The sequence below is a fragment of the Paenibacillus tyrphae genome (assembly GCF_024158745.1).
GTDB lineage: Bacteria > Bacillota > Bacilli > Paenibacillales > NBRC-103111 > Paenibacillus_G > Paenibacillus_G tyrfis_A.
The window spans coordinates 151,807-167,298 of sequence record NZ_JAMZAW010000016.1 but is presented as its reverse complement, the minus strand read 5'-3'; the positions used below and the strand labels follow the sequence as shown (position 1 = coordinate 167,298).

Here is a 15,492-nt window from a genome sequence, read left to right as displayed (position 1 = left end):
AGCCCGGGCTATCCATGTTGCAGGCTTCAAACTTTAAAGCGGTGGATCGATTGTTGAAGCTCTTGAGCCATCTCCAGCAAATGACCGGCCGACGCCGCAATCTCCGCCATGGCATCGAGCTGCTTGCTGCTGGCTCCGGCGATATGCTGGGTTCCTTCGGCATTGGCCGCCGCAGCGTCGGCGATCGACCCGATGGAGCCGGCGATGTGCCCGCTGTCCTCGGCCATTTTGCTTGAGGCGGCGGCCACATCCTCCATCTGCCCGCGGATGCTTCGGATGGCCAGGACGATATGGTCGAACGAAGCGCCGGCTTCGTTCACCGTTTGGAGGCCGGAGTCGGCCTCGGCCGCGCTGCGTCGCGTCATCTCGATCGCCGCTTGAATCTCGGTCCTGGCGGATTCGATCAGCTCGGTAATGGTCTGTGCCGATTCGGCCGACCGCATGGCTAGCTTGCGAACTTCGCCGGCGACGACGGCAAAGCCTTTGCCCTGCTCGCCCGCGCGTGCGGATTCGATTCCGGCGTTCAGGGCCAGCAGGTTCGTCTGACGCGAGAGGTCCGTGATGAGCTGAATGGACGTCCCGATCTCCCGGGAACGGGCATCGAGCCGATTCACCGCTTCGGTCATCCGGCTGATCGTTTCATGCACGAGGGAAATTTGCTTCATGGAAGTGTGGATGGCTTGATTGCCCTGCAGCGCGGCTTCCTCCGTCATTTGGATCGCAGTGAAGACGTCTCCGGATTTGGCGGCGGTCTGTTGGGCGTTCAGGGCAATCATCCCGATAATTTCGGAGCTATGCCCGACGGCTTCATTTTGCGTTTCCGTTCCGCTTGCGACCTCCCCGACCGTTGCCGCAATATGCTCGGATGCCCGGCTCGTTTCCTCGGCGCGGACGCTGAGCTGAACCGCATACGCCGCGAACCGTTCCGCATGAGTGCCAACCTGCCGTACAAGTCCTTGCAGGTGCCGGACCATCTGATTAAACGACGAAGCCAGCTCTTGAAATTCGCCTCCCGACCGGATCGCAAGCTGCTTGGTCAAATCCCCTTCCCCCTCGGCAATTTCTTTCAGCTGCCGGTTAACCATCACGAGCGGCTTCGATACCCGAGAGGCTACGATCAGGCCGAAAACAAGGGCAATTCCAATGGCCGCGGCGCTGGCCGTCACAATGAGCTGCTGGGTGAAGGCGACACGGGCGGCGTTGGTTTCATAGGCATGGCGCATCGCTTCTTCCTGCCGGTCGACGATGATTTTGGCTTGATTTTTGATCTCCGTGCCAGCCGGCAGCACCTCCTGACTGACGACCGCCCGCGCCTGCTTCGGATCCGTTTTCAGCAGGGTGACCACTTTGTCCGCGCTCTGTTGCAGCGTTCGGTTCCATTCGGTAATTTGCGCCAGGGCGGCCTGGTCTTCGGGCTGAGCCAGCATGGGCTTTACTTTGTCCGCCAGTTCGCTCAAATCTGCATTCGTTCGCTGAAAACCTTGCAAGTACTGGCTTTCCTGTACGACGAAGTACGCATTAAGGAAGTTCATCTGCTGCGCGGCGTCGAACTGAATGACATGGGTATCCAGCGCCGCTTGAATATCGCTGCGGATCAAATCGGAGTAAGAACGGTTCACGGACTGCAAAGAGTAGAAGGACATGCCGCCGATGACGCCGAGCAGCAGAGGCGCCACGAGGAAGCCGATCACGATTTGTTTGGCGATAGACAGGTTCATAGAGATCGATCCTTTCGTTATCGTAGACCTAAAGAATCGGGCCAATGGAACTATATATTTCCATCTTACAGGAACGTCTCCGAAGATAGTGTTAAGTTATTGTAGATGCCTCACCGGAGCAAAAAGGTTCGTCAGCGGATTCAGAAGTGGCATGGTTCTCGAACGATGGAACATCGAGCGAGGATATGTGATAATGTTCGTGATTTTGTTTTATATTGGACGAGACCTCAGGACAAACGTATAATTTTTCTGTAAAACACGAACAAAAATAAGATATTCCCTTGACACCGATCTGAAATTCCGGTAACGTAATTTACGTAAACCGAATAAGCGTCACAGATGAGACTGTTCGTATATCTTCGGCATGACGGGCCGGGGGTCTCTACAAGGAACCGACAATTCCTGGCTACGAGCGGCGGGTTTTCCATACCCGTTCGAGGCCGGGATTTTTTGCGTCTCCGGACGGGTAGGCACGAGATTATTCGTTCGATGGAGGGAAAGCGAAGATGGGCAAGCGCTTTGATGTGATTATTGTAGGAGCCGGACCGGCGGGGATTTTTGCCGCTTATGAGCTGACGTTGAAAGCGCCTCACAAACGCGTTTTGTTAATCGATAAAGGGCACGATATCGACAGCCGCCGGTGTCCGATTCTGGAAGAGAAGATCCGGCTCTGTCCTCCCCCGGCGGGGAAAAAGGAGTACGCGGGCTGTCTGCCGGCCTGTTCGATTACGGCCGGGTTCGGCGGAGCGGGCGCTTACAGTGACGGGAAGTTCAACATTACGACGGAATTCGGCGGATGGCTGACCGACTATTTGCCGCCGTCGCAGGTGCTGGAGCTTATTCGCTACGTCGACAGCCTCAATCTGCGGCACGGCGCTCCCGATACGATCACCGACCCGATGACCGAGGTCGTGCGCTCGATCGAGCAGCGCGGCTATGCGGCCGGACTCAAGCTTCTGCGGGCGCAGGTCAGGCATCTGGGCACCGAGAAAAATTTGCAAATTCTGAAGTCGATCAACGACTATTTGAAGCGGCATATCGAGATGCGGTTCAAGACGGAAGTGGCCGACGTGCTGACGGTGAAAGAAGCGGAAGGCTACCGGGTGCAGGGCGTCGTGCTGTCCAGCGGCGAGGAGCTGGAAGCGGACGCTGTGATCGTCGCGCCGGGACGGGACGGTTCGGCTTGGCTGACGGAAATTCTCCGCAAGCGGCGCATCCCGATGTTCAACAACCAAGTGGACGTCGGCGTCCGGGTGGAGACGTCCGATGTGGTCATGCGCGAAATTAACGAGCATTTGTACGAGGGCAAATTTATTTTCAACACCTCGGTCGGCACGCGGGTGCGGACGTTCTGCAGCAATCCGTCGGGCCATGTCGTGGTTGAGAACCACAGCGGGGTGATGGCGGCAAACGGGCATGCTTTCAAGGACCCGGCGCTTGGCTCGCTCAATACGAACTTTGCGCTGCTCGTCTCCCACCGGTTTACCGAGCCGTTCGACAAGCCGAACGAATACGCGCGGGAAATTTGCAAGCGGGCGAACGATTTGTCGGGCGGCGGCGTGATCGTTCAGAAGTACGGCGACATCATTCGCGGCCGGCGCTCGACGGCAGGGCGCATTCAGGAAGGATTTCTGGAGCCGACGCTGAAGGAGGCCGTTCCGGGGGATCTGGGCCTCGTGCTCCCGTACAACACGATGAAAAGTCTGATCGAAATGGTCGAGGCGCTGGATAAAGTGACGCCGGGCATCGCATCGGACCATACGCTGTTCTACGGTGTGGAGGCGAAGTTCTATTCGGCCCGGCCGAAGCTGAACGCGCAGCTGGAAACGATGATCCGCGGCTTGTACTGTGGTGGCGACGGCGCGGGCGTGACCCGGGGGCTGGCCCAAGCGGGCGCAGCCGGCGTGTGGATGGCCCGGTCGATCGTGGAGCGGATGTAGCGGAGACGACAAGGTGAAAAGCCGAAGAAGCCGGAGGGCGGCTTCGGCTTTTTCGATAGCCGGACTTCGCTTAAAAGAATCGTGCAACCGTATAAACTCAGGGCTTCCGGAACATCCTGTAAACCGACAATCCTATCGGGAAGGAAGCCGAATCCATGACCGACAACGATCCAATCGCTCTGCCGGAGGAAGCTGCGCCGCAGCATGCGGCATCCTGCAAGCTATGCGAGTTGGCAAACCAGCGGACCCGCGTCATATGGGGGGAAGGCAATCCGGAAGGCCGGATCATTATGCTGCTGGATAATCCCGGAGCGCGGGAGGACCGGGAGGGCCGTGCCTTCGTCTGCGGTACCCGGGCCACGCTGCAGCTCGGTGCGGCGGAGGCAGGACTCGATATGAGCGACGTTTACGTGACCTATGTGTTGAAATGCCGGCCGATTCGCAAATACGACAAAGAAGCCGCTAGGAATACCTGCCGGGCACACCTGCTTTCCCAGTTGGAGCAGAAGCGGCCGAGGCTCATGATCTGCTTGGGGAACGTGGCGGTACAAGCGTATTTTCAAGACCCGGAAGCCGAAGTCAAGCAGCTCAGGGGAAGCTGGTACAATATCGGCGGGCTGCCGACGACCGTCAGCTACCATCCGCTCGCCGTCCGGCGCAGGCCAGGGCTTATGCGTTTGTTCGTGGAGGACCTGAGAAGGGTGGCTGTAAGGTCGGCTGAAACCGGCACGGCAGCGGTCGCCACATCAGGCGGGCTACAGCCGGAGAAGGGGAGCTGACGGAGCGAAGAAGTCCGTCTCAGCTTGAAGTGTAAACTGCTTGCAGTCCGACAGCCGTGATAAGGACATGTCCGCCCTTGCCAGACATGTCCTTCGCAGGTGGGAGAGGGCTATTGCCGCGAGAAGCCTTCCTCCGCTAAATACTCTTCGGCTTCCCCGTACGTTTCGAAGGCCGCTTCGAGATTCAAACCGGCATAGACGCACCACAGCTCGTTCTCGTACAGCAGCATCAAGGTCTGCTTATCCGGACCGATCCAGCGTTCCTCAATCTCCGCTTCGCCGGTGACGGCTTGTTCTTTTGCCGTCTTGGGCGCAAGGGAGCGGATCGAGGCTTCGACAATCGAGCGGAGCTCATCTGCTGTGAAGTCCCGGATGTTCACCATCCCCCGCTCATCAATGTCGTAACCGGACAGATGACCGGCATAGACGAAGCCGTTGCCGTTCGGGTGCAAATGATAGACAACGGTTTTCTTGTCGTAAGCGCTCTGCTCATAGTGATAGTTTACCCGGCCCAAGGATACGTTTTTCCTCTCCAGCTCCGCAAACGATTCGATTACGGCAATCTTTTCCTCAAACGTCAGCATATTTTCCTCTTTCCGTCAGATAAATTTTGAATATATGTCAATTATATTATACATTATTTTTAGAATAAAAATAACAGATAGTGAAAGGTTTTTTGAAGTTTTCTGACGCCAGTAATTTGCGAATATTGTCAAAAAAAACGGTTGAAAGTGGAAGTCGATACCTATAGAATAAAAAACAACTCATTATTTCAGCATTACGTTAAAGCATAGAAGGAGATGGAGATGAATCGATGACTGTTACTACACTGACTGCCGAGAATCTAAACCCGTTTAAAATCGCCCAAAGGCAAATCGAACATGCGGCTTCTCTATTAAACTTGCCCAAAGAGGCCGTAGAAATTCTGAAGCATCCGAAACGGGTGCTGTCCGTCACGTTCCCCGTGAAGATGGACAACGGTCAAGTCCGCGTATTTGAAGGCTACCGCTCTCAGCATAACGATGCGGTCGGTCCGACGAAGGGCGGCATCCGGTTCCATCCGGACGTGACGCTGGACGAGGTTAAGGCGCTCTCGATGTGGATGAGCTTCAAATGCGGCGTTGTCGGCCTCCCGTACGGCGGCGGCAAGGGCGGAGTCATCTGCGACCCGCGCGAAATGAGCAAGGGCGAGCTGGAGCGCGTCAGCCGGGGATTCATGGAAGCAATCGCCGATATCGTCGGACCGGAGAAAGACATCCCGGCTCCGGACGTGTATACGACCCCGCAAATTATGGGCTGGATGATGGATACGTTCAGCCGTTTGAAGGGCTTCAACAGCCCGGGCGTCATTACCGGCAAGCCGCTGATTATCGGGGGCTCCAAGGGAAGAAACGAAGCGACGGCCCGCGGCTGCGTCTTCGCGATTCAAGAGGCGCTGAAGGATATGGGCAAGACGCCGGAAGGCGCGACGGTAGCCATTCAAGGCTTCGGCAATGCCGGCCGGATTGCGGCGAAGCTGCTGTCGGAGCTGGGCTGCCGCATTGTGGCCGTCAGCGACTCGCGCGGCGCGATTTACGACCCGCAAGGACTGGATTTGGACCGCGTAGAGCAGTTGAAGGATCAGGGAGACCTGTCCGCGTACGGCGCGTCGTCCGCCATTCAACCGGAGAAGCTGCTGGAGCTGGATGTCGATATTTTGGTGCCGGCTGCGCTTGAGAATGTCATTACATCGGCGAATGCTGCTCAGATCAAGGCGCGCATCGTGGCGGAAGCGGCCAACGGACCGACGACCCCGGAAGCGGACGAAATTTTGTTCGGCAATGGCGTGAAAGTGATTCCGGATATTTTGGCGAATGCCGGCGGCGTGACGGTTTCCTATTTCGAATGGGTTCAGAACCTGATGAACTATTACTGGAGCGAAGAAGAGGTAAACCTCAAGCTCAAGACGGCGATGACGGAAGCGTATCGCGCGGTTCAAGATCTGGCGACCCAATACAAAACCGATCTGCGTACGGCCGCTTACATGATCTCGATGGAACGGATTTCCAAAGCGATGGAAGCCCGCGGTTGGGTGTAAGCGTAGAGCCTGAATCGAATATGCAATAAACAATCGCCGCCGGCGGCCTTGTACCTTGGTACAGAAGCGCTGGCGGCGATTTGTATGAAGCCGGGGTTCGGTTTGGAACAGCAGCGGGACTGAAGCCTCCGTTCAGGCCTGTGCGGCAGAAGGCCGGCTGGCTTCGCGCTTGCTCCGGCTGCGAAGATGCAGCCAGGCGTAGCCGGCGGCCACGAGTGCGGCAATCGTGATGTTCAACCCGATCAGCGACTGATAGTTGCCGAAGCTGTCGAACAAAAATCCGGCGAGCAACGCCCCGATAATGCCGCCCGCTTGATGGAACAGCAGAAGAAAGCCGGTCTGCGTCGACGTTCCTTTGAGCGTCTCCCCGGCAAGCAGCAGTCCTCCCGGAATAGCGCCGATGTAGGTTGCGCCGAACAAGACGGAGAACAGAACCGGAGACAAATCCAGATGAAACCAGAGCAGCATGAACCCGAGGACCCGGAAGCCGTATAATACGGCCAGGGCGAGCGCCCGCGAAATACGGTCCAATAAATAGCCGAAAACGAACGAGCCGGCCACCTCCATGACCCCGAGGAGACTGAGTGCCGATGCGATCATTGCGCCGGGAACGTGCGCATGCTGATGAATGGCTACCATGTTCATTTCGACGGTGCCCATGTTGAACCCGCAGGCGAATAAAGCGAACATGACGACCGGGATAACCGGGGAGCCGAAGTAAGGCGCGAATTTCTCCCTCAGCCTGCGCAGCGGTAGCCCGGACCGGGAGGGGGCGGCTGCTTGGCCCGTTTCTTCCGGCTGACCAGAAGCTTCTGCGGCCTGAGCCGGCGCTCCGGAGTCCGTCCCTTTCCCGGAATTCCTCCCGTCGCGGATGAACAACAGTGTACTGGGGAGAACGAGTCCGATGCCGAGTGCGGCGGTGATAAGGAAGGCGTATTCCCACGTAAGCTGTCCTTCGTAGCTGATGAAGATCGGGCTGACGATAGCGAGGCCCAGCGGCGAAGCGCTGTTAATGATCGTCATGGCTTTCGCCCGGTGGCGTTTGAACCAATGGAGCACGAGCGTGAACACTGTGGTCGAACCGATCCCGACAAGACCGGTAATGATGCCGTAGCCGATAAAGAAGGCGACGGGATGATGTACGAAAAAGACCACGCTGGAGCCCGTTGCACCGAGCAGCGTGCTGAGCACCATCACCTTTTTGACACCGTATCGATCGACCAGCCACCCGCCGAGCGGCATACACAGCGCAGCGATCAGCAGGTTCAGTGACCAGGACAGCGAAATGAAGCTGCGCCCCACGGCGAAATCCTCGGTAATGGCCGCTTGGTAGTATGCCATGACGAATCGGGATAACGCTGCAATACAACCGAAAACCCAGAGGACCGCGAGAAGCCCCCAGGCGTATTTTTTCTCTCCAAACCACATGCGGAAGCCCTCCCTGACCTGACGATTTTGTTCTAATGAGAGCATAAAAGAGCCTGCGGAGATTGTATGCATCCAATTGGAGGGTACCATTGCCAGCCAATTTGGCGTATACTGGGGTAACCTGGAGGGGATGCGTGTGAACTGGAGGTTGGATACGGATAGCCGGGAACCGAGGTACCGGCAAATCGCCCGTTATTTCGAGCAGCAGATCGTTTCCGGTCAGCTGCTGCCGGGCTCGGCGCTGCCGACGGAACGGGAGCTGTCCGTGCGGCTCGGCATTAACCGCAGCACCGTCACGGCGGCTTACTCCGATTTGCGCGCATCAGGCTTCGTGCAGTCCACGCAAGGGAGCGGCACGCGTGTAAGCGAAACGTTATGGGGCGATACACCGAAGCGCGGCTTGAATTGGCACTCATATGTCAGCGGAGGCTCGTTTGTGCCGACGCTGGCGATTGTCCGGCGGATCCGGGAGATCGCAGCAGCTCCCGATACGGTCGTTTTCTCCAGAGGAGAGCTGTCGGCCGACCTGCTGCCGTCGGAGCAGCTCAGCGCATTGCTTCGGAAGTTAACGCTGTCGATGCCGCTTGATTATGCCAATCCGAAAGGAGAAGCCGAGACGCGGGAGGCGATTTCCGTGCATCTGAAGGAGCAGTACCGGGTGAATGCCGCTCCGGACGAAATCTTGCTGACATCCGGTGCCCAACAGGCTTTGCATCTCGTGACGCACTGTCTGCTGAACCCGGGCGACGCGGTCGGGCTGGAAGGACCGTCATACGCTTACTCCCGCTCGCTCTTCGTCTCGGCAGGCTTGCGTTTGTTTCAAATGCCGATGGACGAGCAGGGTCTCATTCCTGAGGAAGTGGCTCAGTTGTATAACAAGCATAAAATCCGGATGATCTTCGTCAATCCGACCTATCAGAACCCGACCGGAACGACGCTCTCGCTTTCCCGCCGCCGGCGGCTGCTGGAGCTGTGCGAGGAACGCCGCATCCCCATCGTCGAAGACGACCCCTACAGCTTGTTAGCGTTGGAAGGAGCTGCGCCGCCGCCTCTATCCCTTAAGGCGCTGTCATCCGGCAGCGGCCATGTGCTGTATATAGGTACGCTGTCCAAGATGGCCGCGCCCGGATTCCGCGCTGGTTGGATCGTTGCTCCGGCAGGTGTCGCGAGCCGGCTGGCCGAAGCGAAGCAGGAAATGGATTATGGCTACAGTACGATCCTTCAAGAGGTGACGAAGCTGTACTTGACGTCGGGCGTATGGCAGGGTCACCTCGCGGACCTGCGTCAGGCGCTGACGCGCCGCCGCAATCGGATGCTGACCGCGCTGCAGGAGCATCTCGGGAATCGGGCCGAATGGCTCGTGCCGCAGGGCGGCTATTACCTGTGGTGCAAGCTGAACCGGAAAATCCCAGACGGCGAGCTGGTCCGGGAGATGGAGGCGCACCGCGTCGCGGTCATGCCCGGCAGCGTATACGGCGCGGAGGGCAGCTCGTTAAGGCTGTCGTACGCCCGGGAACCGGAAAGCCGGATCGAGGAAGGCATCCGTCGTCTAGCCGCCGTTTTGCGCCACCTGTGATCCGGGGGTCCGGCTGAGGGAACATTTGCTTGAAACTTATTCCCAGGTTCAATCGTCTAATAGATGACGGTCCTTTTGTCCAATGACACCTGGAGCCGCGCTTAGGCACCGTACGCCGGAAGCGGGTGAAGCTTGGCGCTTCTATCGTTGGCGAACCTAAATGATATTGGAGTTGAAGAAATGAAGTTTTTGAAAAACGTTATCCTCATCGTGCTAAGCTGCATCGTTAGCTACTGGCTCGTTGGCGGGGCGTTTATCGATTTGTTTTCCCGTATGAAACATTAGGTTGGGTCCGAAAAAGCCCTCCGCTTGCAGCGGAGGGCTTTTTCGTGCGTCTGACGATTGGTTTTGTTCGGACCGTCGGTTTACTTTACCGGCACACCGGCTCGGCTCCAATACGCTTCGAGCTCCTGCCGAAGCGTCGCGCTGATGCTCGTCATCGGCAGGCGGAGAGCCTCCGAGGCGATAATGCCCTGATGAGCCAGAATCCACTTGACCGGCGCCGGATTCGATTCCTTGAAGAGAAGCCGGATGAGCGGAAGCAGTCCTTCGAACGTTTGCTTGGCTTCGTTCGAGTCTCCTTCGGCGAACTGCCGGTGCATTTCTACTAAAGCTTCCGGCACTACGTTGGAGGCGGTGAGGATACCGCCCTTGGCCCCGCAGCAAAGCATCGCGTAAGCGTAAGAGTCGTCGCCGCACAATACCGGTTTGCTATTCAAGCGGGACAATTCCGTAAGCAGCTGAATGCCGCCGGAGCTGTCCTTCAAACCGATCACCCCGTCCAGTTCCAGGATGGCTCCGGCCGTCTGCGCCGTAAGCCCTACCCCGGTACGCGACGGGTTATCGTAGGCGATGACGGGGATGCCGACTTCCGCCGCTTTGCGGAAATGGGCGGCAATGCCTTCCTGCGACGGGCGGTTATAGTAAGGGACAACGACAAGTACGGCATCCGCGCCAAGCCGTCCCGCAAGCTCCGTACGCTTCACGGTCGAAGCGGTGTCGTTCGTTCCGGTGCCGACGATTACCGGCAGTTTCCCGCCTACCGCGTTCTTGGCAGTCTTTACCAACGCCTCGACTTCTTCCCATGCTACCGTCGGCGATTCTCCTGTCGTTCCGTTGACGACCAGGCCATGGATGCCGCGGTCCGCAAGCCAGCGAACATGCCGCTCGAATGAAGTTAGATCTACGGCGCCGTTACTGTCGAACGGGGTGACGATAGGGACGTAAACACCAGTTAGCTGCTCTTGGGTTAGCATTTTTTACATTCCTCCATGGGTTTCGAATAATTTTTGTTTGGCTCTACTTTACCATGGTTTCAATCATCGGAGTTAGCTATAATAAGTGATAGTCATCATCAATAATATTGATAATAGGGGCGAACATCACATGGATCTGACATATTTCCAGACGTTTCGCGAGGTGGCTAAACGTCAAAGCTTTACCCGGGCCGCCGAGGAGCTTGGCTATGCGCAATCCAGCGTGACGATGCAAATTCAGAAGCTGGAGCGGGAATACGGCGTTTCCTTGTTTGAGCGTCACGGCAGGCTGCTTCGGCTTACGCCGCCCGGCGAAGTGCTGCTGAAGCTCGCTGTGCAGATGCTGGATTTGTATGCGCAGTCCAAAGAAATCGTCGGAAATCAGGTCGGCGGGACGTTGACGATCGGCACGATCGATTCGCTGGCGGCCTACTATCTTCCCCCTTATTTGCAGCAGTTAAGAGAACGGTTTCCCGAATTGAACATTCATATCCAAGCGGAACGCGAGTCGCTGATCGTCAGCAAAGTGAAGGAGGGGGAATTCGACATCGGCCTGCTGCTCGACGGCAAGCCGGTCGACCCGGCTCTTCGCTGCGAGACGATCCGGGAAGAGCCCCTGGTGCTGACCGCGCCGCCCGGCCATCCGCTCACGCAGTTATCCGGCGGTGTAAGCGTGGATCATCTGAACGGAGTCGAGCTAATCATGTCGGAGGAGAGCTGCAATTACCGGGGCATGTTCGAGAACGTGTTAAGGGCGCACAACGTCTCGTTTCTTATCCGTTTTGAGCTGGGTAACCCGGAGGCGATCAAGCAGTGCGTGATGAATGGACTCGGCGTGGCTCTTCTTCCGCAGATCGTTGTGGAAGAGGAGGTACGGCGCGGACGCCTGAAGGTGCTGCCTTTTGTCCACCCCGATATCCGGTTCGATCTGCAGCTGTTTGTCCATCCCAAGAAATGGATGTCGCAACCGCTGCTGGCGTTCATTCGTCTGCTGAAGCCATGAGAAATTGAGGTTGCTGGAGGAATGCCAAAAGAGGGGGTTCGCAGCGAGCCCCCTTCCCGTATGCCCGTGATGTAAGAAAAAAAGCCCAGGCCGCCGCCCGGGCCTTGTGCCTCGAATTAGAACCAGACGGCACAAGATACGATTACCAACAAAATAAACAATACGAGGATTACGCCCGTAGAAGTAAAACCGCCAACCCCTTTTACGCAGCTCATACATCCATCCTCCTTCCGTTTGACCTAGTATACCTTATGATGGTCAGAGGCCCCTTGATTGGGTGAGTGGGAAAATGTGCGTTAGCGGAGATGCAAAAGGATAGGGTGCTGGATGTAGTCAAATGGATTGCAACTATACTCAGCTTATGGCTGAGCGGTAGGAAGCTGTTCAAGTTGATCAAACGGAAGCTAAGCAAGCGAAAAAACCACCGTCAATAAGGTTGCAGCCCTGACCGGTGGTTTTTCGCTTAGATTGAAAACTATGCGCGCCGTGGGGTAGACCACAGCTTCGTTTATCCAAAGAGCCGTTTAGTGTTGGCGCACTGCGGCTCTTTTTAGTGTTCCCAAATTTCAACTGAGACAATCTCTGATTTAATCGGAGTAAATATCAGTTACTGATACTATCTATAAATATCACGTATTCACTGCATACGCCACATATTCATGTCTTGCTTCTTAGACTCAGGCTGACTGTTTTCAGTCGGATGAAACGCTCGGCGTCGTGGCGTTAGCCTGGTCAGATATGCGGCTGCATGCCGCTTTCCAGCCAATCTTCCCGCGTCGGGCCGTAGATGTCCGGAACCCTGAGCCCGGCCTGGCGCATCAGGACGGTCATTTGGCCCCGGTGATGGATCTGATGCTGGATTAAAATCCGCAAGGTCAGGCCATTCGGCCACGTGTCGCCGTACATTTCCGTCGTTTCCGCCAGCTTGGCGTCGGTCCACTGGGTTTGAACGGCATTCAACGCCGCTTGAGAGGCGTTCCGGTAAGCTTCGGCAATCACGGCTGCCGAGGCCGGCGCATGCTGGTCGTCTCCGGCCGATGCGAATTCCAGGCCGGTCCGAGACAGCATCTCATGCACGGTCGTCGTCAGATGCCAGGCAAGCTGTCCAAGCGTCCGATGGTCCGGAGTAACCGCCTGATCCAAGGCTTCGTCGGTCAAGGTATCCATGACTCTCTGGGTAGCGGCTGCTTCTTGCTGCCATTCGGCTATAAAATCGGCTGTTTTTACAAACATCTCGAATTCCTCCCTGTGCTCGCAATTTAGCGTACTTCTTTACAATAGCATAGATTCCCTGACAACTGTATGTCAGGGTTGCTCGTAGAGCCGCGCGATGGCTAGTGCCTCCTCCCGCACCCGCCGGGCGACGGCTTCCGGCTCCAGCACCTTCACATGGGGACCGTACGACAGCAGATGGGCGTACGTCCATGGCGCGTCCGGATGGGAAGCGCGAACGATGAGCGTCCCGTCCGGGCCATACTCGATTTGCTCGGGCTTGTAATAATCCACCACCGGAACCCGGACCTTCGGATTGAATTGCAGCACGAGATTCACGGAATGGGGAGAATCGCGCCGCATCCAGCGGGTATCCAATGCTTCCGTCGGCAGCTGGCGAGGTTCGAACGTCTCCGTTCCGGCTTGCAAATTCCGCATCCGTGACAGCCGGAATATCCGAAAATCTTCCCGCAGCCGGCAATAGCCGTACATGTACCACACGTAGCCTTTTAGCACCACGCTCATCGGTTCGCACAGACGCTCGGCCTGCTCCCCTTTCCCGTTCGTATACTCAAAGGCGGTGAGCCGGTTTTCCCGGATCGCCTGCCTCAGCGTTTCCAGCTTTTCTTTGTCGGCGGTACCGTTCCTCCAGGGATTCATATCGATAATGATCTGCTTGGATGCGTCTGTCACGCTTCCTTGCTCGGATTTCGCCAGAAGCGCGCCGACTTTGTCCAGCAGACTGCCGAAATGCCGGTCGTCCAAGGTGGTCTGCATGCCGCGCAGCGCGACGATGAGCGACTGGAGCTCGTCGAAGGACAGGAGCTGACGGTCCAGCCGGTAGCGGTCCGTAATCTCGTAGCCGCCGGTCTGACCGGCGTAAGAAACGATCGGAATCCCCGCTTGATTGATCGCTTCGATATCCCGGTACACCGTCCGCAGCGACACTTCGAAGCGCTCGGACAATTCCTTGGCGCTTACCCGTTTGCGGTTAAGCAGCAGCATGGTGATGGCCAGCAGCCGGTCGAGTTTCATAAAATGCAGCCGTCCTTTGTTTCCGATTTAATGTCGGTTGGTGTTCATGCCTAATTCTCCATCCGGGCAGCCGAATCCTTTTTATAGAAAGCGACAAGTTGCTTTTTAACGTTTGTTTTTTATGCAAAGCAAAAGAGCGCCGTTAAGCGCTCTTTCTTGGTCTATAGGCGGAACTAACGGATCGTGATCGTCCCGGCTTCGGACTTCACGTCCGCTTTCAGGATGTCCGAGAAAAAGGCCAGCGGCACGTACATTTTGCCTCCACTGTTGATCGCCGGGGCGGTGCCCAGGGAGATCGGAGCCATTTTGTTGATCACGTACTCATCCTTGCCCGTCCGCACGATCGTCCACTGGGCTCCTTTATGCAGCTCCACGGCTTGCTGCTCGGCGTTCCATTTCAGCTCGTAGCCAAGAGCTTCGGCGACGCTCCGCAAAGGCACGGTCACGGAGCCTTTGGCATCAGTGTAGACAGCTGCATCGACGGTGGACAGCTCGGTGCCGTTCACGACAAGCTTCTGCGGCGGGCCGCCCGCTTCGGTGCCCGGTGCCTGCGCTTGCTTCGGCAGCGGGATGGCGAATTCCGGCATGCCTGCGGCGTAAGGCGCGATCTCGTACGGCCCGAAGACGATGACGGCGCTGCCTTGATGAATATAGAACGACTGCGTATCGGCGATGCCTTCGAAGCCGTCTTTGAAATAATCGTCGGGATGCTTGGCGATCTCATCCTTGATGTGCTTGTCGATCGTCTGCTTGTAGTCCGCGCCGAACAAGTCTTTCAGCTCGATCCGCTTCGCGGCGTCTTGATTCAGCACGTTGTATGTGTCGGTGCGCGGCAAACCGTGGGCTCCTCCTGTATACACGTAGGTCGTTACTGCGATGGAGAACATGTCCGCATCGGCAGCACCGCCCCCGGCTTTCACTTCGTACTTGACGGCGACCTCGTACGGTCTGAATTCAAAGCCCGATTTTTTGGCCTCGGCCGCGTCATTTTCCGCTTGCTTCTTCAGCAGCTCCAAGTCTTTCATCGCATCACGCTCCAGAATATCGTTCAGCTCGTCTTGGTATTTTTTATCTTTGAGCCCTTCGATGACCGGGATGCTCAGATCCGCGGAGTACAGATCGGTCTTCTCTTGTACGGCCTTGGCCGATACTTTGACGGCACCTTGCTGAACGGGAGCGGAGATCGGCACGGCTTGAACGGGAGCGCTCGCGGAGGAAGGCTCGGCACTTACCCGGGAACCAGGGATGCCTGCGGTCAATAGGCAAGCTCCTGCGATGCTGAGAGTCAATAGTTTGAACGGTGTTTTCATAAAAGTCCCTCCTAGGTTGTAATGATTTGATGCTTTGATTATAGGACGAATGACTGGCAAGAAAGTTACAATCTGGTTACAAACTCCCGTGACGGCTAGTTCGGTAAAAGATGATTAGAAGTCTTTTTTTACTTTGATGCAGTCGGTCCGGTTCATTA

At 56.8% G+C, this 15,492-nt stretch carries 13 protein-coding genes and 1 riboswitch; of the genes, 5 read left to right on the top strand and 8 right to left on the bottom strand.

The genetic code is table 11. From position 1 onward, the window contains the following. Positions 1-26: 26 nt before the first annotated feature. Entirely contained in the window at positions 27-1,718 is a 1,692-nt protein-coding gene (locus NI000_RS23525) for a methyl-accepting chemotaxis protein (protein ID WP_253413825.1), read from the bottom strand. Positions 1,719-2,047: 329 nt separating this feature from the next. Next, a riboswitch (purine riboswitch) is annotated at positions 2,048-2,147 on the top strand. 77 nt (positions 2,148-2,224) lie between these two features. Here NI000_RS23525 and NI000_RS23520 point away from each other — a divergent pair. Continuing rightward, entirely contained in the window at positions 2,225-3,658 is a 1,434-nt protein-coding gene (locus NI000_RS23520) for an NAD(P)/FAD-dependent oxidoreductase (RefSeq protein ID WP_253413824.1), read from the top strand. Positions 3,659-3,813: 155 nt separating this feature from the next. Then, positions 3,814-4,437, top strand: a complete 624-nt coding sequence (locus NI000_RS23515) for a uracil-DNA glycosylase (RefSeq protein WP_253413823.1) — start codon at positions 3,814-3,816, stop codon at positions 4,435-4,437. A gap of 110 nt (positions 4,438-4,547) precedes the next feature. Here NI000_RS23515 and NI000_RS23510 read toward each other — a convergent pair whose 3' ends face one another. Next, positions 4,548-5,021, bottom strand: coding sequence for a hypothetical protein (locus NI000_RS23510; protein ID WP_253413822.1), 474 nt, complete (start codon positions 5,019-5,021; stop codon positions 4,548-4,550). Positions 5,022-5,251: 230 nt separating this feature from the next. Between NI000_RS23510 and NI000_RS23505 the strand changes: the two genes are divergently transcribed. Further along, the gene (locus tag NI000_RS23505) at positions 5,252-6,514 is read left to right on the top strand and encodes a Glu/Leu/Phe/Val family dehydrogenase (RefSeq protein WP_253413821.1); all 1,263 of its coding nucleotides are present in this window, start codon (positions 5,252-5,254) and stop codon (positions 6,512-6,514) included. Between the two features lie 132 nt (positions 6,515-6,646). On the opposite strand, the gene NI000_RS23500 is transcribed toward NI000_RS23505, so the two are convergent. Next, positions 6,647-7,942, bottom strand: a complete 1,296-nt coding sequence (locus tag NI000_RS23500; protein ID WP_253413820.1) for an MFS transporter — start codon at positions 7,940-7,942, stop codon at positions 6,647-6,649. A 136-nt stretch (positions 7,943-8,078) separates the two neighbouring features. Between NI000_RS23500 and pdxR the strand changes: the two genes are divergently transcribed. Next, positions 8,079-9,518, top strand: coding sequence for a MocR-like pyridoxine biosynthesis transcription factor PdxR (gene pdxR / locus NI000_RS23495; protein WP_375540996.1), 1,440 nt, complete (start codon positions 8,079-8,081; stop codon positions 9,516-9,518). A gap of 365 nt (positions 9,519-9,883) precedes the next feature. Here pdxR and dapA read toward each other — a convergent pair whose 3' ends face one another. After that, positions 9,884-10,774 carry a 4-hydroxy-tetrahydrodipicolinate synthase gene (gene dapA, locus NI000_RS23490; RefSeq protein ID WP_253413819.1) on the bottom strand — a complete coding sequence of 297 codons (891 nt, stop codon included), beginning with the start codon at positions 10,772-10,774 and terminating at the stop codon, positions 9,884-9,886. A 130-nt stretch (positions 10,775-10,904) separates the two neighbouring features. Between dapA and NI000_RS23485 the strand changes: the two genes are divergently transcribed. After that, entirely contained in the window at positions 10,905-11,777 is an 873-nt protein-coding gene (locus NI000_RS23485; protein ID WP_253413818.1) for a LysR family transcriptional regulator, read from the top strand. Positions 11,778-11,893: 116 nt separating this feature from the next. Here the strand turns inward: NI000_RS23485 and NI000_RS23480 are convergent, their stop codons facing one another. From NI000_RS23480 to NI000_RS23465, 4 genes are all read right to left on the bottom strand, one after another. Beyond that, entirely contained in the window at positions 11,894-11,992 is a 99-nt protein-coding gene (locus NI000_RS23480; protein WP_253413817.1) for a YjcZ family sporulation protein, read from the bottom strand. A gap of 517 nt (positions 11,993-12,509) precedes the next feature. After that, positions 12,510-13,010: a DinB family protein gene (locus tag NI000_RS23475; RefSeq protein ID WP_253413816.1), complete on the bottom strand. Its 501-nt coding sequence runs from the start codon at positions 13,008-13,010 to the stop codon at positions 12,510-12,512. A gap of 72 nt (positions 13,011-13,082) precedes the next feature. Then, positions 13,083-14,024, bottom strand: a complete 942-nt coding sequence (locus NI000_RS23470) for a helix-turn-helix transcriptional regulator (protein ID WP_253413815.1) — start codon at positions 14,022-14,024, stop codon at positions 13,083-13,085. Positions 14,025-14,197: 173 nt separating this feature from the next. Continuing rightward, positions 14,198-15,334, bottom strand: a complete 1,137-nt coding sequence (locus tag NI000_RS23465; RefSeq protein WP_253413814.1) for a stalk domain-containing protein — start codon at positions 15,332-15,334, stop codon at positions 14,198-14,200. Between the last annotated feature and the right edge of the window lie 158 nt (positions 15,335-15,492).